The organism is Virgibacillus litoralis (assembly GCF_017873675.1).
Classification (GTDB): Bacteria; Bacillota; Bacilli; order Bacillales; family Amphibacillaceae; genus Lentibacillus; species Lentibacillus litoralis.
Genome location: NZ_JAGGKK010000014.1, coordinates 81,044 through 103,906, shown reverse-complemented (window position 1 = coordinate 103,906; position 22,863 = coordinate 81,044). Strand labels below are relative to the sequence as shown.

The window sequence follows — 22,863 nt, the reverse complement described above, 5'->3', positions numbered from 1 at the left end:
GCTGTCCCTGAACTTCGGGGACAGCCTTTATTAATTTAACCGAATTAGTCGCTTCATATCATAGTTGGCTAAATCGATTTCCAACTCTTTTTCTAATGCAATGTCTGCTAGTTGCTTTCCTACATATGGCCCTATCGTAAGACCCGAAGATCCAAGCCCATTTGCCAGCAATAAACCATTATATCCAGGCAGACTGCCAATCACTGGAACAGATTCCGGTGTCATCGGTCGAAAACCGACACGCGTTTCAAGTATACTTGCATTTTCAAGCTCTGGTGCTATTTTGATTGCGTTAGAAAGTATATGTTGAATTCCCCCAGCAGTCACACGGTTATCATATCCGACGTTGTTCTCATGGGTCGAACCAACAACTACCCTGTCACCAAATGTAAGCATATATTGGTTAAACGGAGGTTTTACAACAGGCCAATTAGCTGGTGAAATTCCAGGAAGCCTTAAATGCACGATTTGCGCTTTCTGGGGTCTAATATCAAAGTGCATACCTAGAGGTTGAAGCAGTTGGCTCGTCCATGCACCAGTTGCTGCTATTACTTGATCAGCCTCAAAATTCTCACGGTTAACAGAGACACCTGTAATTTGTGTTCCTTCTATTAGTAAACGGGCATCACCGGTGATAACCTTTGCGCCATGTTTTTTAGCTCCCCTTATGAGTGCGTTTCGTAATGCACGTCCATCTACCCGTGCTGCTCCACTGACATGAAGAGCTGCAAATTCATCTGAAACAAGTGGAAAAATCTCCTTTGTCTGTTTCGTGTTGAGTAGTGTAATTTCTCCAATTTCCGGGGCATTTTCTCGTCGCTTATAGGCATGTTCCTTCATAGCAATTAATTTCTCCTCATCTGTATGAAGATTGATTGCGCCCACGCGTGAATAGCCTGTATTTGTTTCTCCATCTTCAGCTAATTCCTGAATCAGGTCCTGGTAAATACGTGCTCCGCCTTTTGCAAGCTTGTACCAAGCCTGATTTCGGCGTTTTGAAAGCCAGGGGGCTACAATGCCTGCAGCAGCATCGGTAGCTTGACCTGTGTCCTGGCGATCAATAATCACAACTTTAGCACCAGACTTAGAAAGCTGGTATGCTGTAGATGCACCAAGTATTCCCGCGCCTATTACAATAAATTGTTTCATGAAAAAATCCTTTCATATTACCTTCATATACTATAGGAATAATTAATGAAAAAATAAAGGAAAATGATTGTTCATAAAAGAATTAATAGGAAGAAAGGAGTTAGAATACATATGAATGAGAACGTTGTAGCAAAAATATTATTTATTATTGGAATCGCGCAAATGTCAATTGGTATAATAGTGGGTCTGATTTTGGGAAATGCTGATTATTATGGTGTTATGAATTGGTCAATTTTCTTTACCTGGGCAATTGGCGGTTTTGTAAGTGGTATGCTGTTCCTAGGTTTTTCAGAAATAATAAAATTACTCCATATGATTAATGAAAAAACACCTTCTTTAACGAAGGAAGCATTCCATAACATGAAACCGTTAGAAGGTGATTCATCAGTTTCCTGGACTTTAGAAGAATTAGATAAGGAAAAAATAAAAGAAAAGTATATAGATGAGGATATTTCTGAAATTGTTCCATCACCAAAAGAAGGTTTTTGTCTTGTCAAATTCAAAGGCGATTCTGGGTATTATGTGAAAGTAGTAGATGTCGATAGGTTTGGGATAGAAGAAGTTCACGATTCTGAAATAAAATATGCCATTATAGCGTGGTATAATAAGTTGAATTAAACAGTATATACAAGAAAATGTATAGGCGTTTTGATAAACTAGAGTATAGCATGAAAAATAGTGAGGAGTGTCTTTTTGGCTAAAAGAAACCATGGTTCAAAGATGGGTTGGTTCGGCTGGACAATATTAAGCGTTATTTTAGTTACAATTATTGGGTCTTTTTTATTCTTTTTTAATATATTTAACTTAGATATTAAGTCAATATTCAGCAGCGAAAACAATGCAAACGGAAATGAAGAGCCTGTTTCTGAGGAAACAATGGAAAAGGTTGAGGAAGTTCAAGACACGGTTGGAAAAGACCACTCGGATATTGGACAGTTTATTGCAAAAATGCATGATTTTTATAATGAGACAACAGGGTATGGAAGTATAGCTTCACTTGATTGGGTAGAGCAAAAGGATCAGGCTAATAATATACTAAGTACCTTGGATGAGAAACTTTTAAATGTGAAGGATGATGCGCTGAGGGCTGATATAGAGCGAATACAGGAATTGGCCAAAAATGCAATTAATGAACAGGAAACAGAACATGTGAGAAACCTGCATCGTATGTTCCATGACTTGGATATTGCGTTGAACAACTATAATGGGTATGATACTATTTGGAAAGTTACCGAAACATTGAAAACTGCAAATTAGTGTCCATAAACTAATTAATTATGGTAATCTAATAGTTGGGGAAATAAAGATTACAAAGTTTTAAAGGAGAAATGAACATGGACAAGACATTAATTTTTGGTCATAAAAATCCGGATACTGATACTATTTGCTCTGCATTAGCATATGCAGATTTGAAAAATAAGCTTGGGTTTGATGCAGAACCCGCAAGACTTGGTTCTGTCAGCAAAGAAACGCAATTCGCTCTCGATTATTTTTCAGTTGACGCACCTCAGTTTATTGAAAAAGTTGACGAGGATGTAAAAAATGTTATTTTAGTTGATCATAATGAATTTCAGCAAAGTGTGGAAAACATTAAAGATGTACACATTTCCGAAGTAATTGATCATCATCGTATTTCGAACTTTGAAACGAAAGAACCGTTATATTTCCGTGCTGAGCCAGTTGGCTGTACAGCAACGATTTTGAACAAAATGTACAAAGAAAATGGTGTAGCTGTAACGAAAGATATCGCTGGACTATTACTTTCAGCAATCATTTCTGATTCGTTATTATTAAAATCACCAACATGTACAAAAGTAGATGTTGAAGCAGCTTATGAATTAGCCGAAATTGCAGGTGTAAATCTGGAAACATACGGTTTTGAAATGCTTCAAGCCGGTGCTGATTTGAGCGACAAGTCAGTACTTGATTTTATCACGATGGATGCCAAGGAATTTTCCATGGGTGATGCAAAAGTTGAAATAGCTCAAGTAAACGCAGTCGATACGAAGAAGATCTATCAATTTCAAACAGATCTGGAAACAGAGATTGCCCAGATTATAAAGGATAAAAACCTTGATTTATTCTTATTCGTTGTTACAGATATTTTAAACAACGACTCAGAAGTGCTTGCATTAGGTGAAGCGAAAGATAACGTTACTAAAGCGTTTAATGTGACGTTGGATGACAATAACCGCGCATTGCTTAAAGGTGTTGTATCACGTAAAAAGCAAATCGTGACAAATCTGACTGAAGAATTTACAAAATAACTAGATGAAGGAGGGCCTCCAGTTTCGACTGAGAGGTCCTTTTTTTTCGGTTGATAACTGTCCCAACCGGTTGCCGGTTGATAAAGACACATTCCGGATGATATCCATGCTAACAAGTTGATAAAGACACATTCCGGTTGATATCCATGCTAACAAGTTGATAAAGACACATTCCGGTTGATATCCATGCTAACAAGTTGATAAAGACACATTCCGGTTGATATCCATGCTAACAAGTTGATAAAGACACATTCCGGTTGATATCTAGGCTAACGGGGTGATAAAACCATATTCCAGTTGATATGCAAGCCTTTTCAGATGATATCGGCCCCCCTGACCTAATCAGAAAAACCCCGCATGGCAAAAACATGCGGGGCTCTCCTCAATCTCTATCCATTACTGCTGTCTGCTTCATCAATAGCAACTTCTTCATCTTTTTTAAAGAATATCTTGTATACCCCTATTGTTAATAGTGGGATGGCGAATACTGCAATCATCGCATATGCCATTGCTGTATAGCCTGTTGAAATTAAGTCGATGATTCCTACTTGCGAGAGAATCATAGCTAAGATTAGTGTACCAACTGCGATCATACCTCTTTGTGAAGAAGTAAGCGATTTGTTAGCATGCTCTTCCATTTGTGCCTCCATACGGTCAACAAACGCATGGATCATTCCAGAAGATGTTTCGACTAGTGTCCAGCCGACAACAATACCGAATATCACGATAACAATCGTAGGGAAATCCTGCAGCATGACAAGCCATGGTACGGAAGCTCCGAACACCTCTTCTGAAGGATAGAATCCCATAAGACTGAAGTACGTTAAGAACCATGGGAAAGTCATAAGCACGCCGGCAATAATACCAGATATTACAGATTCCTTTCGTGATTTCTGGCGTTCAATGGTAAATAACGCTGCCGGAAATACAGCCAAGTTATAGCCAACATACAATATACCGGTCCATAACACGGCAAATATTGACACTTCTCCAGGCATATAACTCGTATCTCCAGAAGACAATACTGCCATAGCATCATCCCATGTAGTTCCAATAACAAGAGCAGCAAAAACCAGGTAACCAATCATTAATGCTAATGTACCAAATGTTTTAAAGCGTTCAATAAGTCCTTTTCCGTAGAAGTTCAACACACCAACAATAACTGTTATCAGACTGACACCAACCCAGTAATTTAGTCCAAGTGTGTTGTTTAGAATTTCTCCGGTTGCTGAAGCCATGATGGCAATGATTAAGATTGCAAGCAACAAGTATACAATATCGAATAAAAACCAGAATGGACCGATAAGTTCTTTTAATAATTTGCGATATTCGAATGCCTTGTATTTACGTGCGAATTCGAACATCAGGACAGCCATAACTATAAAACCAAATAAGATACCGATACCGCCAAGCCATCCTAGCGCTCCAAATTTAGCACCGTACTGAACAATCTCTCTTCCTGTTGCAAACCCACCGCCAATCAAAACAGATTGAATAATGATTGCTGGCAGCAAATACCTTCCAAATGCTCCCTCAAACAGATTCTTCATCTAAAAACCCCTCCACCTTTATATTTATCAAACAGGAAATCACAATTGGAATACTTCTTCTTCAACAGTAAAATTCTCTAATGCTTTCTCATCAATTTCATAGCCGATACCAGGCCGGTCTGGGACTGTAATGACACCATTTTCTACTGTAACCTCAGGCTTAATAATGTCTTTTTTCCAATACAGAGCTGAAGCGGCTGTATCACCTGGCAAAACGAATTGTGGCAGAGTAGTTAGTGCAATATTATGTGCTCGGCCAATTCCAGCCTCCAGCATCCCGCCACACCAGACATCAATACCGTTCTGTTTGCATAAGTCATGAATACGTTTCGCTTCCGAAAGCCCACCGACTCTGCCGATTTTAATGTTAATAATTTTACAGCTTTGTAGCTGAATTGCCTTTTGTGTATCTTCGAGTGAATGAATACTTTCGTCCAGGCAAATTGGTGTATGCATAGCTGCCTGCAGCTTGGAATGGTCAACAATGTCATCATGTGCTAATGGTTGTTCAATCATTAGTAAATCCAGTTCGTCTAACTTTTGCAGATGATTTATATCATTCAGTGTATAAGCAGAATTAGCGTCCGCCATGATTGGTATAGTTGGAAAATGTGACTTAACTTCACGAAGAACTTCATAATCCCAACCTGGCTTAATTTTGATTTTGATGCGTTTATATCCTTCTTTCACATAATGATCAATCGTTTGTAAAAGTTTTTCTACACTTGGCTGGATACCGATACTGATTCCAACCTCAATTTCTTTCTTTGTGCCACCAAGCGCTTTAAATAGAGGAATATTTAGGCGTTTTGCATAGAGGTCCCAAATTGCCCCTTCTAGTGCTGACTTTGCCATATTATTTCCTCTAATCGGTTTAAAAACTTCCAACAGATCATCAGGATGACTGATTTTGTTTTCTTGTATTAGCTTTATTAAAAAATCCTTAATTATATGCTGGGTTGTTTGAACTGTTTCTTCGTTATACCACGGGCTTGTAAAAGCAACAGATTCACCAAAACCACGATTTCCGTCTTCATCAATAGCTTCAGTGACAAAGAATTCTTTTTCCTGTATCGTTCCAAAACTTGTTGTAAAAGGATTATTTAACATCATTCTAAGTCTTCGAAGTTTAAACTGTTTGATAGGGATTGTCATGTTCGTGGCCTCCAGTGTTTGTTAATAGCTATTTTTTGGTAAAGTAATAGTAACTGTGCTCTTTGGAATGATTGCGTATAAAATCATTCGCTATAAAACCGTTATTAAATAATAACTGGAATGCTTCCCTCGTTTTTTGCCGCCATTCCTTTGCAAGATTAATATCTCTTTTTTTAACGAACTGAAAATTATCAGGTACGGCAACAAACCAGCCATCATCAATTGGGTTAAAAATTTCTAATTTGGATTTCGGTACCCCATTCTCGGTTACATCAATCATTAATTTATTTTCATCGAATGTAATTTTTTTGGCAGGTGAAGCCATATTTATGTCCCATTCGATTTGAATTCGGTCTGTAGGTAAACCTTCATTCAGTTCATCATTCATGGAACCATAGTGATCTTTTTTGTAAAAAGCACCAGTAGCTCGAAGTTTATGCAAATTTAAATATGCATTCAAACTCTCCAGTGGATCAAACGTCCATGTAATTATGGTATAGCCCAATTCCTGTGCAACCTCAGCCTGCTTTAATTTCATTCGTTCACCAAGACCATCCTTACGATAACAAGGCTTTATCCCGAGCATGTGGGAACATAGGTAGACTTGTTTGCCATCAAACCCTGCAAAGCTGTATAAAAAGCCAACCATTTCTTGTCCATCAAATGCACCTAGAATAACACCACCATGATTTAAAGCTGTATAAGTTTGATGCACCGGATTTGGAGTCATTTGCCAAACTGCTTCTTCCACTTCCTGCATCTTTCTTAAGTCATTCATACTTGTCAGCTTGCGAATTTCAACATTATTGGTCATCTTGGTTGCCCCTTTCAGCAGTTTTGATTAAAGCATTGGTTAAAATCTCAACTGCTTCGGGAATTATTGCATGGTTGAATGTCATATTTGGATGGTGGAGACCTGGTTGTAAATCACATCCTATTGCAAGCATGGTAGCTTTTAAGTGCGGTTTTTTTATTGTATAAAAATGAAAATCATCCCCGCCAGTTGTTGTTATCATCGGTTGCAGTTTATCGACACCAACGCTATCTTTTATAGCATCCTCCATGATCGAAGTAGCTTCCTGATTAATTACTGATGCAGCAATATTTGCATCTATTTTCAGCTCGATGGAAATGTTATGGTAATCGGCAAGCATGGCTGTAATTCGCTTAACGTTTATCATCAGTTCGTCCATAACCGCATTGGTTTGCGCACGTAAATCCACTGAAAATGTTGCATTACCGGGTATAATATTTTTACTTTCACCACCAGACTGAAAAGCTGTCATCTTAATAGAATGGGGAATCATCGGATTTATATCTATATTTTTCAGATGCTGGATAAGCTCGCCACCAACATGAATAGCATTTGTATTTAAATGTGGCCTGGCACCGTGGGCATCATCACCTTGAATGACTCCATCAATAAAACAAGCTGCTCCGTGGCGGATAGCTGGGGCAAACTGATTATCCCCTAATTCTTCCATTGGTCGTAAATGCATTCCATATAAATAGTCAACATCGTCAACAATCCCTTTATCAACTAAGGATAATGCGCCTGTCCCTTTTTCTTCTGCAGGCTGAAAAATAAATCGGAATGTTCCTTTTTCAGGGTAGCCATCCTCAAGAAGCGTTAACAGTGAACCGATGGCAATTGTCATATGTGCATCGTGTCCGCACGAATGATTTGCCTGGAATTCACCGTTCACCTCTTGCCATAATGCATCAATATCAGCTCGCATAGCAACGACTGGTGATCCTTGACCAATTTCGATAACTAGTCCGGGCGAATCATCTAGTGTCGTTATTTTACAGTCGTAGTTTTTAAAAAGCTGTCTGATGTATGATGTAGTGTCATGCTCATTCCAACTTGTTTCTGGGTGTTCATGTAAATGGGAGAAGATAGTTTTAAGCTGTGGGGTTATTTTTTCAATAGTTGGTCTCATGGACATGCTCCTCTGAACTATTTTGCAAAAAAACTGTTTGCTTCTATTCCATCGAAACGGTTTACACGCTCTTGAAATAACTTTGGTGCTCGTAATGTTATTGCTGCAATAATACTATTCATCAATGAAAACACGGCAGGTACTAAATCAAGTGTTGAAAGCTCCTCTAATTGAATAGCCAATGTTATGTCTGAATACTCGGTGATGGGTGAGTAAGGATGATCAGTAAAAGCAATAATTGATGCTCCTTGTTTTTTGGCCAATTCAGCCAGTCTAATCGTGTTAATCCCATACCTATGAAATGAAAAAGCAACAAATACACTATTTTTATGCAATTCACTTAGCTGTACTAAAATATCATCATCAGGTGTATGCTGCCGTACATTGCCGATCACAATATTTAGGGCATATGTAAACCAGCTTGCTAAAGCGTAGGATGAGTGCACACCTGCAATATAGATATTCTCAGCAGTTAACAGCTTTGTAACGGTTTGGTCTAATTCCATTTCTGAGATTTGCTCGATTACTGTCTGAATTGTACGTATATCATTGAACATTAAGTTTTTAACCGTATTATCTTTTGAATGATTGGATACCTTTTTGTCTCGGAAATCTGACAGACTGCTTTTTTGAAAAATTCCTTGTCGACATACTTGCTGTAATGACTTATATCCATCATATCCAAGTTTACGCGCAAAACGAATAATAGTAGTTTCGCTCACACCAATTTTTTCGCCTGCTTCTTTAGCTGAATTCATTGCGAAAATAGATGGATCGCTATAAATCTGTGCTGCTATTTTTTTAAAGCTCTTTGAAAAAGTAGATTGATGTTCCTTGATTTTCTTATACAGACTATCCATGTAAATTCTCCGTGTCGTTTGTCATCTGTTAAAGTGAAGGATTTACTTTTTCTCTTAATAAATAAGAAGTAATTCCTTTATTATATTATAGTTAACATACCATATTTATAGAATTTTCTCAATATGTAATCTTGGGAATTATTAAAAAATTTGGTGTGAATAAAAAGTCCTGACCAATACATTAAGTTATAACTGATAAAAGTGCTAAACATCCATTATCATACATAAAAATTAGAACAAGCCTAACAAAAAGGGTGAGTACTTTTGTGGTCAGATTTTAAAGCATTCGCATTAAAAGGAAACGTCCTGGACTTGGCTGTTGCTGTTATTATCGGAACAGCTTTTGGAAAAATAGTATCCTCACTTGTTGAAAATATTATGATGCCACTAGCAGGGATCTTAGTTAGTGGTGTTGACTTCACAAATTTAAAGTATACGGTCAGAAAAGCAGATGTATTGTATGGCGAGTTTATCCAGTCGGTTTTTGACTTCATCGTTATTGCGGTATCCATTTTTATTTTTATTCGCATCTTAGCCAAGTTTAGAGGCGAAAAAGATTCGGAAAAAGAATCGAAGCCTGATGAAAAAGCTGAATTGCTCAAAGAAATACGTGACCTTTTGAAAAAAGAGGATAAGCTAACACCTAAACAGAAAAAGAAAATTAGTATTAATATTTCATCACAGTCAAAGAAGGATAAAACTTGAAAAATACAATGAGCTGTGGCATAGTGAATTTGATAGATTAATTGAATAATAAGTTGTAGGGGGACCAGTTATGCTGGTTGAGATTGCATCCGATAAGGTGCTGACCCTTGGAACCTGATTTGGTTGAGACCAGCGTAGGGAACAAAGTAAAACAATAGTAATATTGTTCGGAATGCGCTCAGGGACTAACCTGGCGTTATTTTTTTGGACTTTTTTCCAATACCAATCATACTTCCAGAAATGAACAAAAAAGAGAAAGGGAGATGGGAAATGAAAAAATGGTTGTTTGTAATCTTTATAGCCGTTTTATTAACAGCATGTAATAACGATACAGGAGGTTCTGACGATAAAAGTCAGGAGATAGAACAAGTTAAGGTAGTACTGGATTGGACCCCTAATACGAATCACACAGGGCTATATGTTGCCCAGGAAAAAGGATATTTTGCCGATGAAGGGTTAGAAGTAGAAATTATGATGCCAGGTGAGGCGGGGTCTGACCAGCTTGTAGCATCAGGTAAGGCTGACTTCGGTGTCAGTGCGCAGGAAGCTGTTACAGAGGCACGTATTAAGGATATTCCAATCGTATCGATTGCAGCGGTTATCCAGCATAATACATCCGGGTTCGCATCACCAAAAGACAAAGAAATTACTTCACCAAAAGATTTTGAAGGGAAAACATATGGCGGGTGGGGAGCACCGGTTGAAAAAGCAGTTCTCTCATCGCTCATGAAGCAGGAAAATGCCGGTGTTGAGAAAGTGGATATTGTTAATATGGGCGATACAGATTTCTTCACAGCGGTGAAGCGGGATATTGATTTTGCTTGGATTTACTATGGGTGGACTGGAGTCGAAGCAGAAATGCGTGGTCAGGAACTAAATATGATTTATTTAACCGATTACTCCAAAAAACTTGATTACTATACGCCTGTACTTACAACGAACGAAAAAATGATTGCTGAGAATCCGGAAAAGGCTGAGAAATTTTTAGCGGCCGTTTCAAAAGGGTATAATTTTGCAATAGATAATCCAAGTGAAGCAGCTGAAATACTGAGCGCAGCTGTTCCAGATCTTGATCCGGAACTTGTAAAGAAAAGTCAGGAATGGTTATCACCAAAATATCAGGATGATGCAGAAAAGTGGGGAGTTCAAAAGCAAGAGGTTTGGGAGAATTATTCCAGCTGGATGTATGATAATGGACTTCTTGAAGAAGAATTGAAAGCTGAAGATGCATTTACCAACGAATTTTTGCCAGAATAGGAGTGGGAATATGAATAATTCATTAGTAAGTATCCAAATTATCCCAAAGACAAAAAATGGAGAAGATGTTATTCCATATGTGGACGCTGCAATAGAGGTGATCGAAAAAGCTGGAGTGAAATATGAGGTTCACCCTTTGGAAACAACAATGGAAGGGAAGCTAACTGATTTATTCGCCGTGATTGAAAAAATGAACGAAAGAATGGTTGAGCTTGGAAGTTCCAGCATTATATCTCAAGTGAAAATCCTCTATAATCCGAGTGGTGCATCGATGGATCAATTGACGGAGAAGTATCGTTGATGAAAAAGTTTATGAAAAAAGGATGGAAACCTGTTGCGGTTATCCTCCTTTTATTCATTATTTGGGAGGTCACAAGCAAATTATTCGAGATACCTGGATGGCTGCTGCCAGCGCCTTCGCAAATTTTACAAACAGGTGTTGAAGGTTGGGCATCCTATCAGCATCACATCTTCTCAACCGTTCAATTAACGATCATTGGATTTATAATTGGCTGCAGTGTGGGAATCCTAATTGCGATTAGTCTGCATCTTGTACCACAGCTTCGAGAAGCATTATATCCATTAATTATTATATCGCAAAATATACCAATAATTGTTCTGGCACCACTGCTCGTTATATGGTTTGGTTTTGGGATGCTGCCTAAGATTATTGTGATTACACTGGTCTGTTTTTTTCCAATTGCAGTTTCGGCCTTGGACGGATTCAGGCAAACAGACCACGACCTGAAGCATTATATGCAAATGGCAGGAGCAAATAAGAAGCAGATATTTTGGAAACTCGAATGGCCGAATGCATTGCCATACGTATTTGCCGGGCTGAAAATATCCGCAACATATAGTGTCATGGGAGCCGTTATATCTGAATGGCTAGGCGCGAACAAAGGGATCGGCGTTTATATGACATTAGCATCGTCCTCATTCCGGACTGATCGTGTTTTCGTATCTATTTTTCTTGTAATGGTTCTTAGTTTATTATTTTTTGCAATCATTATTTTGCTTGAAAAAAGCCTGATCAAATGGAAGCCTAAAGGAGAAGGAAATTGATATGGGCAATCTAGCTGTGAAAGATATAACAAAATCATATGGAGACCATAATATTTTACATGGTGTGAATTTCACCGTTAATGATGGGGAGTTCGTTTCCATTTTAGGACCATCAGGGAGCGGGAAAAGTACATTATTTCATTTGATTGGCGGGATACGTTTGCCTGATTCAGGAGAAATTTTTCTGGAGGATAAACAGATAAATGGTCAGAAGGGGTCAATCAGCTATACCCCTCAATCTCCGTCACTAATGCCTTGGCGAACAGTACTGAAAAATGTCTTGCTTGGCGGTGAAATTGTCGGTAAACATGATGAAAAAAGGGCGCTTGCATTAATCGAGCGCGCTGGTTTGCAAGGGTATGAAAATGCGTATCCACATGAATTATCAGGTGGAATGAAACAACGTGTTGCGTTCGTTCGAAGTTTATTGAGTCCGCAGCCACTTATTTGTCTGGATGAGCCCTTTTCCGCACTGGATGAATTTACCCGCTTGGAAATGCAGAAATGGCTAATGTCCATCTGGCAGGAAAATAAGCGGTCAATCCTATTCGTCACTCATAATATTGATGAAGCAATTTTTCTTTCCGACCGGGTTATCGTCCTGTCTCAAAAACCAGCAACTGTGAAAAGAGAGTTTACAATCCCATTTGAGAGACCACGCCATGAAAGTATTCTGTTGACAGAAGAATTTTTGGATTGGAAAAAAGCAATCTATCGGGAGCTGAGTGAAGATGTCTGATAGAATAATCGATTCGCATATTCACTTGGATATGTATAGTCAAAAGGAGCGAGTGCGGGTTTTAAGTGAGCTGGAGTTGGCTAAGGTGGAGGCACTAATTTGCGTGTCGAACCATTTGAAGTCGTCCAAGGAAACCCTGCGATTGGCTCATGACGACAGCCGTATTAAGCCAGCATTTGGCTTTCATCCGGAACAAGCACTGCCTACTGATTGCGAGGCTACTGAGCTATTATCGTTTATTGAACGAAATCAGGAAGAAATGATTGCTATTGGAGAGGTTGGGTTGCCTTACTACTTGCGGCAGGATAATAAAGAAGTATCACGGGACGCCTATGTTGAATTACTGGAAAAGTTAATCCAAAAGGCTGGAGCACTGGACAAACCGATAATTCTCCACGCAATATATGAAGATGCACCAATTGTGTGTGATTTACTCGAAAAATATTCTATTCCTGACGCGCATTTTCATTGGTTTAAGGGGGATTTACAGACGATAGAGCGTATGGCGAAAAATGGATACTCTATATCGGTGACACCTGATGTAGTATATGAAATGGAAATTCAAGATATAGTCAGAGCCTATCCGTTATCCCATGTGATGGTGGAAACAGATGGTCCATGGCCATTTGAAGGGATTTTTAAAGGGAATATGACACACCCTGGAATGATCCATCAGAGTATCAAAAAGATTTCTGAACTGAAGAATGGATCGGTCGAGGATGTGTATAGCCGTATTTATGATAATACATGTCGGTTTTATAGGCTGTGAAAATTTTCTCGTGAAAATGTTATTATTAAATAGGTAAATTTATTAGCCGGGAGTGACAGACACCAATGAAGGTACTAGCAGTTACAGGATATAAACCGATGGAGTTGAATATTTTTAAGCCGGATGATCAGCGTGTTTCTTTTGTTAAAGCAGCAATCGAAAAGCGGTTAATTGGCTTTATTGAAGAAGGGCTGGAGTGGGTGCTCTTATCTGGCCAAATGGGAGTGGAATTATGGGCTGGTGAAGTCCTACTCGATTTGAAAGAACGGTATGATATTAAACTCGCAATCATTCCCCCCTTCGAAAATCAGGAAAGTCGCTGGCCTGAGGCAATCCAACAAGTCTATCAGGAGCTAACAATGAATGCCGACTTCTATCAGCCACTCTATAAAGGGGACTATAAAGGCGCATATCAATTTAAAGCAAAGAATAAATGGCTGGTGGACAAAAGTGATGCATGCCTCATTCTGTTAGATGATGAATATCCGGGCAGCAATCGTTTTTTTCATGAAGAGGCTAGTTGGACCGAAGAAGAATACCCGATTTTTGTAATCACCCCAAGCGACCTCGAGGATATAGTGGAAGAACTGCGGATGACGGACTCGGATTATTGGGAGTGACAGAGTGAAATTAGTGGTAAAAGTGCTAAATCCCGAAGTTCACATAGATTCCGCCGAAGTTTACAGGAAAAGTGCCGAAGTTCACAAGTAGGTTGTTCGAAGTTCACAATTAATACGCTGAAGTTCATATAAACTTTTAATAAAAGCAGGACTTTTCACGAATGAAGTCGAATATAGAACAATCAATTAAAAACTAAATAAGAAAGGTAGTGTCTCATTGTTTGTAAAACCCTTTGAAGTCCCCAAACACATTCTCCAAGCAGAAGCATTAGATACAAGGACACCAGTAAATCATATCCAAAAAGAAACAATAAACAAAAAGGCCAGGAATCTCCGCACAGGATATAATGGCGAAAAATCAATGGAATTTTTTCTAAGCTTTTTACCAGAACACGAGTTTATCATCTTTCATTACCTTAGAATCCCCGACAAGCAAGGTCACTTCCAAATAGATATCCTTCTTCTATCCCTTAAGTTTTTTCTCATTATTGAAGTGAAAAATATATATGATAATATGCACTTTGATGGTATGGGTCAAGCATATCGCAATAATAACGATGAGATAGAAGTTTTTACTAATCCTGTTGATCAGGTCAATCTACAGCATAGAAGATTTCTTGACTACCTCCGCAAATATGACTTACCTTCAATACCCATTGAAAAAATTGTAGTCTACAGCCGCGATGATACCTTCCTAAAAAATATTACCAATAATAAAACCATAAATGAAATTGTGATGCATAAAGAAAAAGTACTACCTAGGATTGAGGAGTTTTCCGAAATGTACCAAACTACTAGCTTTTCCGAAGATCAGTTGATGGGAATTACGTTTAAGTTATTAGAGGAACATGAACCTGAGGAATATAATGGTATGAAAAAATTCGATGTAACGCCTAAAGAATTTGTGAAAGGTGTTTTTTGTCCGGAATGTGGTAAAGTTCCTATGCTCTGGAGGGGCGGGAAATGGCGATGCACTGATTGTGGCTGCACGTCACGAAATGCCCATCGATCAGTGTTGGCAGATTTTGCATTGTTGGTGGGTGATTATATAAATAATCGTCAGGCACGAGAGTTTTTACAAGTTTGGTCTGAGTACTCAGTTAAACGATTATTACAACAGGAGCATTTTGATCAAATTGGTGAAAAAAGTGGGAGAAAGTACAGGTTAGACGTTGAAAAACTACTAAATCCCGAAGTTCACAAGAAAAGCACCGATGTTCATAACTAATTCGCCGAAGTTCACAAATAGGTTGCTCGAAGTTCACAAATAAATTGCCGTAGTTCACACTTCGCGCTCGCTAAACCGCTCAACAGCCCGCAGCGCAATCCAAAAAAAGCAACTTAGCATTTACGCCAAGTTGCTTCCTCATCAATATCAATATTACACTGTTTTTGCTACTTGTCCGAAGCAGCGCTTGTAGATCCATTGGTAGTCTTTTTCTGTTAGGTCGCGTGGGTTGCCGACTGTTTGTGGATCTTTCATTGCTTCTTTAGATAAACGTTCTGTCATGTCCGGTGATACGCCTTGCTCTTCCAAGTTAGGAATATCCAGATCTTCTGCTAAACGGTACATTTCTTTAACAGATGCTTTTGCAGCTTCTTCTGTTGTCATGTGGAATGTGTCTACGCCTAGTGCTTGTGCGATGCGTGCGAATTTATCCGGATGACCTTTCCAGTTGTATTCCATAACTGGTCCCATCATAGTTGCAACACATTGTCCATGTGCTACTGGGATGATTCCGCCAAGTGTTTGGGACATCGCGTGTGCTGCACCAGCAGATTCACTTCCATATGAAAGACCTGCCAGCATTGCTGCTTGTGACATGCCATAGCGAGCTTCGATATCTCCACCGTCCGCATATGCGCGGCGGATGTATTTTCCAACATATTCGATCGCCATTAGTGCTACTGCGTCTGTTACAGGCTGTGCGAAATGCATTGTATAGCATTCGATTGCGTGTGCAAGTGCATCGATACCAGTCATTGCAGTTACATGCGGAGGCATGGATACGTGCAATTCCGGATCAAGAATTGTAAGATATGCTGCGATTAATGGTCCGCCTGTGTTAAATTTGAATTCGCGTTCTTCGTCAGTAATAACTGCCCATTGTGTTACTTCAGAGCCAGTTCCAGCTGTTGTTGGAACGGTTGTTAATGGTGGGATACGATTTTCCAATGGCTTTTTACCCTCTGCAGCTTCATAATCCAATACGCTGCCTTCGTGAGTAGCTTCAACGCCAATTCCTTTAGCAGTATCCATTGAGCTTCCGCCACCAACTGCTACCAGGCCATCACAATTTTCTTCTTTGAAAATTTTTGCACCTTCACCAATTAAACGTACTGGTGGGTTTGGTTCTACTTTGTTGAAAACAACTACTTCAACTCCAGCTTCCTTCAAGTGTTTTTCAACTGGAGCGGTAACGCCAGCGTTATAGATTCCTGGGTCTGTTACAAGAAGCACTTTTGATGCGCCAAGATTTTTAACTTCTTCGCCAATGTGCTTGATCGATCCAATACCATGCTTGATAGTTGTTGGAATCTCGAATGTGTGGAAGTTGTGCATGTGTTCTACTTTCATATTTAAACTCATAATTATGTTCCTCCTAGTAGTATAATTTTTAGAACCAGTTCATAGACTCCGGTTTTAAATTGTGGAAAATGTGTTTTGTTTCTTGATATTCATCAAGGCCTGGTTTACCTAGCTCACGGCCGATTCCGGATTGTTTAAATCCGCCCCATGGTGCATGTGGGAAGTATAAATTAAATTCGTTAATCCAAACGGTTCCCATGCGCATTTTAGCAACAGCGCGCTCAGCTTTAGCAATGTCTTTCGTCCAAACACCGCCGGCAAGCCCGTAAATAGAATCATTTGCTAGGTTAATAGCTTCTTCTTCTGTCGTGAATTTTTCTACTGTAATGACAGGACCGAATCCTTCATCCTGCACAACACTCATATCTGTTGTACAGTCAGTTATAACCGTTGGCAGATAGAAGAAACCATCCTGCAGCTTTGGATCTTCAGGGCGTTTGCCGCCAATAGCAACTGTTGCGCCTTCTCTTTTGCCTTTTTCTACATAATTAATTACTTTATTTAAATGTTCTTCTGAAATAAGTGGTCCCATTTGTGTTGCTTCGTCAAAACCATTGCCTAATGTAATGTTCTTCACGCGATCAACCAGGGCACTGACAAAATCATCGTGAATGCTTTCTTCGATGATCAATCGTGTACCTGCTGAGCAAATTTGACCTGCATGGAAAAATACGGCATTCATTGCCTGGTCGACAGCTGTTTCAAAATCAGCGTCAGCAAAAATAACATTAGGGTTTTTACCGCCAAGCTCAAGCGCAATTTTCTTTACGTTAACGCTTGCCGCTTGCATGATTTTTTTTCCGGTTTCAATTCCACCTGTAAACGAAATCAAATCAACGTCTGTGTTGACAGACATCTCTGCGCCTACAGTGTTGCCAGCTCCAAGTACAAGGTTTGCTACGCCGCTAGGGACGCCAGCTTCTTCTATTAATTCAAACACTTTAATGGAAGTAAGTGGTGTAATCTCACTTGGCTTCATGATCAGTGTATTGCCTGCTGCCAATGCTGGGGCTAGTTTCCATGATGCCTGTAATAGTGGATAATTCCACGGTGTAATTTGTCCGCATACACCAACAGGTTCCCGGACTACTTTACTCACTGAATTTGGGATAGGGGAGTCAATAATTTCTCCGCCATCTTTATCAGCGGCCTCGGCATAATAACGGAATACGCCAGCAATATCATCCATATCACCGCGGCTTTCCTCCATTGTTTTACCAGTGTCAAGTGACTCTAGTTCTGCTAATTCCTCTCTGTCTCGTGCAATGAAATCAGCAATCTTGTAAACGATTTGTCCACGATCTGTTGCCGGTGTAGATGACCAAACACCTTTATCAAAAGCTTTTCTTGCAGCAGTGATAGCAGCCTTTGCATCCGTTTCATCACTTTCTGTTACTTGTGCAATAACCTCTTGATTGAATGGATTAATAATTTTTCTGACTTTATTTGAGTTGGAATGTACCCATTTTCCATCAATAAATTGTTGTTTAATGGTCAACGTAGTCCCTCCTTTTATACTTCGTTAAGTTTGTTAAGAAAAAATTTAACGTTTCGAACAAAATAAATGTAACATGACCATATTTTTTTGTCAAAAAGAAAAAATTATAGATTTTATTCAGAACTATCGGCACAGACTATGACGTAAATGCTATCTTATTTTTCATTTGACATATATTTTTAAAACGTTAACATTAAGTTTGTAAAATAATTATTTAACGTATTTAATAAATTTAAAGTGAGGTGAAGCAATGACGAACTCCAAAGATGAAATCGCCAGGGAAAAGATAGAACATGCAAAGGATCAAGTGATTGGCGCAATTGCGGAAACAATGGATCTGTATGGTGTTACACCATCTGCCGGTAATTTGTATGCAACGATGTATTTCAAAGAACAAATGAATCTGGACGAAATGCGTGAGGAACTTGGTATGAGTAAGCCAAGCATGAGTACAAGTGTCCGGAAACTGCAGGAAAATGAAATGGTTAAAAAGAAGTTTCAGCGTGGAACCAGAAAGCATACGTATGTGGCAGAAAAGGATTTTTTTCATTCTTTCATGGCGTTTTATTGTCAGATGTGGGATCGCGAAGTAAAGATGAACATGGACGCGATCAAGCAGGCAGAATTCGAGTTGGATGAAATTATTGAAGATGATCAAGTTTCACCTGAATTACATGAAGAAGCAAGATCCAATTACGAATTGCTTGAAAAATCTAAGGTTTACTATTGGTGGCTGGAGCGATTAGTTGCCAGCATCCGTTCCGAAGAAATCTTTGATTATTTACCGAAAAATCCATGAGTTAAATAGAAAATATATTACAAGAGAGGGTCAACTATGAACTTCAAAAAAATTACAGTACTAATTCTAAGTTTAATTTTACTAGTTGCATTGGCAGCTTGTGGTGAGGATTCAAATAACTCCGAAAATTCTTCAGTGGATAAATCACCAAAAGACAGACCGATTGAAATGGCGCAGATAAACTGGGCTGAAAATATTGCAGTATCGAATATGTGGAAAGTTATTTTAGAAGAAAAAGGGTATAAGGTTAACTTAAACTTGCTTGATATGGGAACAATTATGAAAGCATTAGCAGAAGACGAATTGGATATCAACCTTGAAGTATGGCTGCCTGTACAGGATAAGAACTATCTGAAGGAATATAAGGATCAAGTCTTCTTCTCTGAGGCAACTTGGTATGATGATGCAAAAGTTGGTTTGGTAGTACCATCCTATATGGAAGATGTTAATAGTATTGCTGATTTGAATGAACAAAAAGAAAAATTTGAAGGCGAAATTACTGGATTTGATCCAGGCGCAGGTACAATGGAAGTAACTGAAGAGATGATTAAACAATATGGGCTTGAATATGAACTGCTTCCAAGTTCAGAGCCAGCAATGCTTTCAGCAATGGACGAGGCAATCAAAGAAGAGGAACCAATTGTCGTTCCACTTTGGAAACCACACAGAGTATTTGCAACACATGATTTGAAATTTCTTGAAGATCCGAAAAAGTCATTCGGAGGCGTAGAAAAAATCCACCATGCTACACGCCAAGGATTTGCTGAAGACTATCCAAAAGTAAGCAAATGGATGAAAAACTGGCAAATGGATGATGATTCAGTTGGCCAGCTAATGACTTATGTAAACGAAGCAGAAGAACCAATTGACGGAGCAAGAAAATGGGTAGAAGAAAACCAGGATCTTGTTAATGAGTGGGTTAAAGAATAAAATTTGAGCATTAAGTAAAGGAAGCCTATTTTAAAGTAGGCTTCCTTTTTTAAAAGAAAGAATAAGGCTTGGCGATAAACCAAGTTTTCTAATGTCTCACCACAAGCAATCCAGTATCATATCCTGATTTACATCGTTCCGCTTCGATTGTATAGTTCTATCCATATAGAATTGGTGTAACTAACCGAGTCGACATCCCAATATATTGCCTGGACATTTTACGTTCAATCTGATGATGAATCAGTTTAGCCGGATGGTCTGCTCAGGAAAAGAGCTAAAATTAATGGGGAAACGATTAGGATAATTACCCCAACTATAAAAAAGATTTGCGACCTGTTCATATAAGACCTCCCTTCATTCCTTACTACAGTCTACTTACGGAAGAGAGAGCAGGTATAGGCAAGCCAAATGATTTAGTAAAAAAAGGCGAAAGAATATGTTACACTTTGATTCCGAGGTAGTGGAAGATGCACTCGAGGATGTACTTCCCAAATTATTTCGATTTAAAAGGAGTGATTATCATGCGGCTAATCCGTGCTGGAATTCATTTTTATCTTATTGGTATTTTTATATTAACACTTGGAATAGCACTTACGATCCAATCAGCACTAGGAGCATCACCGTTTGATGCACTTCTTGTCGGATTGCACAGGACATTCGGATTAACAATTGGAAGCTGGGAAATTGTAGTCGGATTATCAATGGTACTTTGTAACGCAGTTGCTGAGAAAAAAAGACCAGAGTATTTTGCCATATTAACATCACTTGTCACTGGTATTGGCATTGACACTTGGTTATTTATACTAGGGAATTGGATTGTTCCAGGGACATGGCTTGGTCAGTCAATTACTTTAGGGCTTGGAATTATTTTAATTGGGCTGGGTGTGGCGTTTTATCTGCAATCAGACATTGCACCGAACCCAATGGACCGATCTATGTTGATTGTCTCAGATCTGACGGGCTGGAAAGTTACGTATTCACGGGCATTAATAAGCGGTGGTCTTGTTATATTAGCATTCTTTTTTAATGGTGCGATTGGAATTGGAACACTGGTTAACGCACTGATATCAGGCGTACTCATCAGTTTCTTCTTGCCATACGTGAAGGGACTGAAATTTCACAGACGGAGGCATGGGAAGGATATTGCTTCCTAAATTGTATAAATTGCAATTCCTCTTCAAAAACTATCCTTGTACATGTAAAGGAGGAATTGAAAATGGGTGGAAAACCAAAAGGTCCAAAGCAGCAGGAGCAGCCAAATTTACCCAAGAGTCCAAAGCAGCCATATGGAGAACCGTTAGAAGGATCGCATAAAGTAAAACAAAAAAATCATTCACGGCAAAAGCATAATCCTCATCATGACATGTAGAATTCTTAAGTCAATAACACCTTAAATCAGCTGGTTTAAGGTGTTATTTTTTATACATTATTATTGCTGCATAAGCTTTATTTTTCTAACCTTTGGTACATGTAAATCGAATAATCAGCATATTATCTAAAGAGATTACTTCTGAAGGGCGGAATGTATATGTATCATCGAGTGATGACTGTTACTGGAATATCAAATTTGTCTGTCGAGCCAAATGTCGTTGAGGTTCAGTTGGAAGTGGTCACTGAGGGTATGTCGTTAAGTCAGGTGCAGCAGGAGAACGCTGATACCATGAATCAAGTTATTCAGGCATTATTACAGTTAGGGATAGCGAGGGAAAATATCCAGACAACTGCTTACACTATTAATCCGAAATATGATTATGTTGATGGCACTCAAGTCTTTAGAGGGTACGAAGTGACGAATGCAATAACAGTAAAAATCAAGGACATTGACCAGGCTGGAAATGTCATTGATGTTGCTGTGCAAAATGGTATTAACAGAGTATCAAATATACAGTTTACAGTTGAAAATAAGGATGTATATTACAAGCAAGCGCTTAGTTCCGCTTTAAAGGATGCATACGCAAAAGCACAAACATTAGCTAACACAATGCAAATTGGTATAGCACCTTATCCAATTAAAATTATTGAAAAAATAAGCGAAGCACCAATTACCTATAAAGCTTATGCCACAATGGAAGCTGCCACACCAATCGAACCGGGGCAGATAGTTATTAGCGCGACAGTTGAGGCTCAATTTCATTACTAGTAATGGAACTGCTGCCCAGTAGCGGCGGGCTATTTTTATGGCATTTTTTGCGGAATCGATAAAGTTCGACATCATATCGATAAACATCGACATGCAACCGATAAAGTAGGAGGTGAAATCGATAAACATCGACAGCAAATCGATAAAGTTCACAGTTTCGTCACATCTATCGACCCATATCAAGCAGGAATCCCTCGGCAAAATAGCGAATAAATATAAAAACTAAATAATAAAGGAAGTGCTCCATTGATTGGTAAGTCCCTTGACATCCCCGTATTAATGCTGCAAACCGAAGCACTCAGCTGGCGTTTGGCAGAACACCACTTAAAGAGTAAGGAAGTAAACAAACATGCAAAAAATCTTCGTGCAGGCTATAATGGCGAAAAATCACTTGAGTTCACGTTAGGTTTTCTTCCAGAATATCCATATATAATTCTTCACAATCTACGTATTCATGATGAAAATGGATTTTTCCAAATTGATACCTTGATCCTTTCGCCGCAATTCCTCCTAATTGTAGAGGTTAAAAATATTGCCGGAACAGTCATGTATGACGAATTTGGGCAAGCTATTCGGATTACAAAAAAAGGTGAAGAGGAGAACCTCGGTAATCACATTGAGCAAATAAACCTTCAGCATTTCAGGCTTTTACGCTGGATGAGAGAACATGGTTTCCCAGTTACTCCAATTGAGAAGCTAATCGCATACAGCAATCCCAATACAATTATCAAAAATATCACTACAATACAGCCGTTTCTGAAACAGTCATTCATAAAGAAAGCCTGCTGACAAAAATAGACGGTTATACTTCCACACATAATAATGTA

The 22,863-nt window shown here is 38.9% G+C and carries 25 protein-coding genes and 1 riboswitch; of the genes, 17 read left to right on the top strand and 8 right to left on the bottom strand.

Annotation, left to right across the window (positions count from 1 at the left end):
* Nucleotides 1-30: 30 nt before the first annotated feature.
* Nucleotides 31-1,149: an NAD(P)/FAD-dependent oxidoreductase gene (locus J2Z82_RS13025; RefSeq protein WP_209481219.1), complete on the bottom strand. Its 1,119-nt coding sequence runs from the start codon at nucleotides 1,147-1,149 to the stop codon at nucleotides 31-33.
* Nucleotides 1,150-1,260: 111 nt separating this feature from the next.
* On the opposite strand from J2Z82_RS13025, the gene J2Z82_RS13020 reads away from it, so the two are divergent.
* The 3 genes from J2Z82_RS13020 to J2Z82_RS13010 all read left to right on the top strand — a co-directional run bounded on the left by J2Z82_RS13020 (nucleotide 1,261) and on the right by J2Z82_RS13010 (nucleotide 3,416).
* On the top strand, nucleotides 1,261-1,767 hold the full coding sequence (locus J2Z82_RS13020) for a hypothetical protein (protein WP_209481218.1): 507 nt from the start codon (nucleotides 1,261-1,263) through the stop codon (nucleotides 1,765-1,767).
* 75 nt (nucleotides 1,768-1,842) lie between these two features.
* The gene (locus J2Z82_RS13015) at nucleotides 1,843-2,406 is read left to right on the top strand and encodes a hypothetical protein (RefSeq protein ID WP_245251666.1); all 564 of its coding nucleotides are present in this window, start codon (nucleotides 1,843-1,845) and stop codon (nucleotides 2,404-2,406) included.
* A gap of 77 nt (nucleotides 2,407-2,483) precedes the next feature.
* Nucleotides 2,484-3,416 carry a manganese-dependent inorganic pyrophosphatase gene (locus J2Z82_RS13010; RefSeq protein WP_209481217.1) on the top strand — a complete coding sequence of 311 codons (933 nt, stop codon included), beginning with the start codon at nucleotides 2,484-2,486 and terminating at the stop codon, nucleotides 3,414-3,416.
* Between the two features lie 389 nt (nucleotides 3,417-3,805).
* Here J2Z82_RS13010 and J2Z82_RS13005 read toward each other — a convergent pair whose 3' ends face one another.
* From J2Z82_RS13005 to J2Z82_RS12985, 5 genes are read right to left on the bottom strand one after another with little or no spacing between them, the layout of a single operon-like run.
* Nucleotides 3,806-4,966: a YkvI family membrane protein gene (locus J2Z82_RS13005; protein ID WP_209481216.1), complete on the bottom strand. Its 1,161-nt coding sequence runs from the start codon at nucleotides 4,964-4,966 to the stop codon at nucleotides 3,806-3,808.
* Nucleotides 4,967-5,005: 39 nt separating this feature from the next.
* On the bottom strand, nucleotides 5,006-6,121 hold the full coding sequence (gene menC, locus J2Z82_RS13000) for an o-succinylbenzoate synthase (protein ID WP_209481215.1): 1,116 nt from the start codon (nucleotides 6,119-6,121) through the stop codon (nucleotides 5,006-5,008).
* Nucleotides 6,122-6,149: 28 nt separating this feature from the next.
* Complete coding sequence (locus J2Z82_RS12995; protein ID WP_209481214.1) at nucleotides 6,150-6,935, bottom strand: GNAT family N-acetyltransferase; 786 nt, start codon at nucleotides 6,933-6,935, stop codon at nucleotides 6,150-6,152.
* The gene (locus J2Z82_RS12990; protein ID WP_245251665.1) at nucleotides 6,925-8,064 is read right to left on the bottom strand and encodes a M20 peptidase aminoacylase family protein; all 1,140 of its coding nucleotides are present in this window, start codon (nucleotides 8,062-8,064) and stop codon (nucleotides 6,925-6,927) included. The genes J2Z82_RS12995 and J2Z82_RS12990 overlap by 11 nt, the downstream gene beginning before the upstream one ends.
* A 17-nt stretch (nucleotides 8,065-8,081) precedes the next feature.
* Nucleotides 8,082-8,924, bottom strand: coding sequence for a MurR/RpiR family transcriptional regulator (locus J2Z82_RS12985; RefSeq protein ID WP_209481212.1), 843 nt, complete (start codon nucleotides 8,922-8,924; stop codon nucleotides 8,082-8,084).
* A 264-nt stretch (nucleotides 8,925-9,188) separates the two neighbouring features.
* Between J2Z82_RS12985 and mscL the strand changes: the two genes are divergently transcribed.
* The 8 genes from mscL (at nucleotide 9,189) to J2Z82_RS12945 (ending at nucleotide 15,307) form a co-directional block, all read left to right on the top strand.
* Nucleotides 9,189-9,629, top strand: coding sequence for a large-conductance mechanosensitive channel protein MscL (gene mscL, locus J2Z82_RS12980; protein WP_209481211.1), 441 nt, complete (start codon nucleotides 9,189-9,191; stop codon nucleotides 9,627-9,629).
* 47 nt (nucleotides 9,630-9,676) lie between these two features.
* Nucleotides 9,677-9,787: riboswitch (TPP riboswitch) on the top strand.
* A 112-nt stretch (nucleotides 9,788-9,899) separates the two neighbouring features.
* On the top strand, nucleotides 9,900-10,886 hold the full coding sequence (locus J2Z82_RS12975; RefSeq protein ID WP_209481210.1) for an ABC transporter substrate-binding protein: 987 nt from the start codon (nucleotides 9,900-9,902) through the stop codon (nucleotides 10,884-10,886).
* 10 nt (nucleotides 10,887-10,896) lie between these two features.
* Nucleotides 10,897-11,187 (top strand): thiamine-binding protein, encoded by a 291-nt coding sequence (locus tag J2Z82_RS12970; RefSeq protein WP_209481209.1) that lies wholly within the window; start codon nucleotides 10,897-10,899, stop codon nucleotides 11,185-11,187.
* Nucleotides 11,187-11,951 (top strand): ABC transporter permease, encoded by a 765-nt coding sequence (locus J2Z82_RS12965; RefSeq protein WP_209481208.1) that lies wholly within the window; start codon nucleotides 11,187-11,189, stop codon nucleotides 11,949-11,951. Before J2Z82_RS12970 ends, J2Z82_RS12965 begins: the two co-directional genes overlap by 1 nt.
* Nucleotide 11,952: 1 nt before the next feature.
* Entirely contained in the window at nucleotides 11,953-12,690 is a 738-nt protein-coding gene (locus J2Z82_RS12960; protein ID WP_209481207.1) for an ABC transporter ATP-binding protein, read from the top strand.
* Nucleotides 12,683-13,459 (top strand): TatD family hydrolase, encoded by a 777-nt coding sequence (locus tag J2Z82_RS12955; RefSeq protein ID WP_209481206.1) that lies wholly within the window; start codon nucleotides 12,683-12,685, stop codon nucleotides 13,457-13,459. The genes J2Z82_RS12960 and J2Z82_RS12955 overlap by 8 nt, the downstream gene beginning before the upstream one ends.
* Nucleotides 13,460-13,524: 65 nt before the next feature.
* On the top strand, nucleotides 13,525-14,079 hold the full coding sequence (locus tag J2Z82_RS12950) for an SLOG family protein (protein WP_209481205.1): 555 nt from the start codon (nucleotides 13,525-13,527) through the stop codon (nucleotides 14,077-14,079).
* A gap of 217 nt (nucleotides 14,080-14,296) precedes the next feature.
* Nucleotides 14,297-15,307, top strand: a complete 1,011-nt coding sequence (locus J2Z82_RS12945) for a nuclease-related domain-containing protein (protein WP_209481204.1) — start codon at nucleotides 14,297-14,299, stop codon at nucleotides 15,305-15,307.
* Nucleotides 15,308-15,460: 153 nt separating this feature from the next.
* Here the strand turns inward: J2Z82_RS12945 and gbsB are convergent, their stop codons facing one another.
* Nucleotides 15,461-16,669, bottom strand: coding sequence for a choline dehydrogenase (gbsB, locus tag J2Z82_RS12940; protein ID WP_092493282.1), 1,209 nt, complete (start codon nucleotides 16,667-16,669; stop codon nucleotides 15,461-15,463).
* A gap of 28 nt (nucleotides 16,670-16,697) precedes the next feature.
* Complete coding sequence (gene betB, locus J2Z82_RS12935) at nucleotides 16,698-18,167, bottom strand: betaine-aldehyde dehydrogenase (RefSeq protein WP_209481203.1); 1,470 nt, start codon at nucleotides 18,165-18,167, stop codon at nucleotides 16,698-16,700.
* A gap of 250 nt (nucleotides 18,168-18,417) precedes the next feature.
* Here betB and cudC point away from each other — a divergent pair, with 250 nt between their 5' ends.
* From cudC to J2Z82_RS12905, 6 genes are all read left to right on the top strand, one after another.
* Entirely contained in the window at nucleotides 18,418-18,966 is a 549-nt protein-coding gene (gene cudC, locus J2Z82_RS12930) for a choline uptake/conversion transcriptional regulator CudC (RefSeq protein WP_209481202.1), read from the top strand.
* 36 nt (nucleotides 18,967-19,002) lie between these two features.
* Complete coding sequence (locus J2Z82_RS12925; RefSeq protein ID WP_209481201.1) at nucleotides 19,003-19,896, top strand: glycine betaine ABC transporter substrate-binding protein; 894 nt, start codon at nucleotides 19,003-19,005, stop codon at nucleotides 19,894-19,896.
* A gap of 521 nt (nucleotides 19,897-20,417) precedes the next feature.
* The gene (locus J2Z82_RS12920; RefSeq protein ID WP_245251662.1) at nucleotides 20,418-21,050 is read left to right on the top strand and encodes a YczE/YyaS/YitT family protein; all 633 of its coding nucleotides are present in this window, start codon (nucleotides 20,418-20,420) and stop codon (nucleotides 21,048-21,050) included.
* Nucleotides 21,051-21,112: 62 nt separating this feature from the next.
* Nucleotides 21,113-21,265: a small acid-soluble spore protein P gene (locus tag J2Z82_RS12915; RefSeq protein WP_092493287.1), complete on the top strand. Its 153-nt coding sequence runs from the start codon at nucleotides 21,113-21,115 to the stop codon at nucleotides 21,263-21,265.
* A 159-nt stretch (nucleotides 21,266-21,424) separates the two neighbouring features.
* On the top strand, nucleotides 21,425-22,036 hold the full coding sequence (locus J2Z82_RS12910) for an SIMPL domain-containing protein (protein ID WP_245251660.1): 612 nt from the start codon (nucleotides 21,425-21,427) through the stop codon (nucleotides 22,034-22,036).
* 246 nt (nucleotides 22,037-22,282) lie between these two features.
* Entirely contained in the window at nucleotides 22,283-22,825 is a 543-nt protein-coding gene (locus tag J2Z82_RS12905; RefSeq protein WP_209481199.1) for a nuclease-related domain-containing protein, read from the top strand.
* The last annotated feature ends 38 nt before the right edge of the window (nucleotides 22,826-22,863 follow it).

Bases quoted from the DNA above. Each gene is read 5' to 3' on its own strand.
- J2Z82_RS13025 (WP_209481219.1), bottom strand. From the start codon at position 1,149: ATGAAACAATTTATTGTAATAGGCGCGGGAATACTTGGTGCATCTACA.
- J2Z82_RS13020 (WP_209481218.1), top strand. From the start codon at position 1,261: ATGAATGAGAACGTTGTAGCAAAAATATTATTTATTATTGGAATCGCG.
- J2Z82_RS13010 (WP_209481217.1), top strand. From the start codon at position 2,484: ATGGACAAGACATTAATTTTTGGTCATAAAAATCCGGATACTGATACT.
- J2Z82_RS13005 (WP_209481216.1), bottom strand. From the start codon at position 4,966: ATGAAGAATCTGTTTGAGGGAGCATTTGGAAGGTATTTGCTGCCAGCA.
- menC (WP_209481215.1), bottom strand. From the start codon at position 6,121: ATGACAATCCCTATCAAACAGTTTAAACTTCGAAGACTTAGAATGATG.
- J2Z82_RS12995 (WP_209481214.1), bottom strand. From the start codon at position 6,935: ATGACCAATAATGTTGAAATTCGCAAGCTGACAAGTATGAATGACTTA.
- J2Z82_RS12990 (WP_245251665.1), bottom strand. From the start codon at position 8,064: ATGAGACCAACTATTGAAAAAATAACCCCACAGCTTAAAACTATCTTC.
- J2Z82_RS12985 (WP_209481212.1), bottom strand. From the start codon at position 8,924: ATGGATAGTCTGTATAAGAAAATCAAGGAACATCAATCTACTTTTTCA.
- J2Z82_RS12975 (WP_209481210.1), top strand. From the start codon at position 9,900: ATGAAAAAATGGTTGTTTGTAATCTTTATAGCCGTTTTATTAACAGCA.
- J2Z82_RS12970 (WP_209481209.1), top strand. From the start codon at position 10,897: ATGAATAATTCATTAGTAAGTATCCAAATTATCCCAAAGACAAAAAAT.
- J2Z82_RS12965 (WP_209481208.1), top strand. From the start codon at position 11,187: ATGAAAAAGTTTATGAAAAAAGGATGGAAACCTGTTGCGGTTATCCTC.
- J2Z82_RS12960 (WP_209481207.1), top strand. From the start codon at position 11,953: ATGGGCAATCTAGCTGTGAAAGATATAACAAAATCATATGGAGACCAT.
- J2Z82_RS12955 (WP_209481206.1), top strand. From the start codon at position 12,683: ATGTCTGATAGAATAATCGATTCGCATATTCACTTGGATATGTATAGT.
- J2Z82_RS12950 (WP_209481205.1), top strand. From the start codon at position 13,525: ATGAAGGTACTAGCAGTTACAGGATATAAACCGATGGAGTTGAATATT.
- gbsB (WP_092493282.1), bottom strand. From the start codon at position 16,669: ATGAGTTTAAATATGAAAGTAGAACACATGCACAACTTCCACACATTC.
- cudC (WP_209481202.1), top strand. From the start codon at position 18,418: ATGACGAACTCCAAAGATGAAATCGCCAGGGAAAAGATAGAACATGCA.
- J2Z82_RS12925 (WP_209481201.1), top strand. From the start codon at position 19,003: ATGAACTTCAAAAAAATTACAGTACTAATTCTAAGTTTAATTTTACTA.
- J2Z82_RS12920 (WP_245251662.1), top strand. From the start codon at position 20,418: ATGCGGCTAATCCGTGCTGGAATTCATTTTTATCTTATTGGTATTTTT.
- J2Z82_RS12915 (WP_092493287.1), top strand. From the start codon at position 21,113: ATGGGTGGAAAACCAAAAGGTCCAAAGCAGCAGGAGCAGCCAAATTTA.
- J2Z82_RS12910 (WP_245251660.1), top strand. From the start codon at position 21,425: ATGTATCATCGAGTGATGACTGTTACTGGAATATCAAATTTGTCTGTC.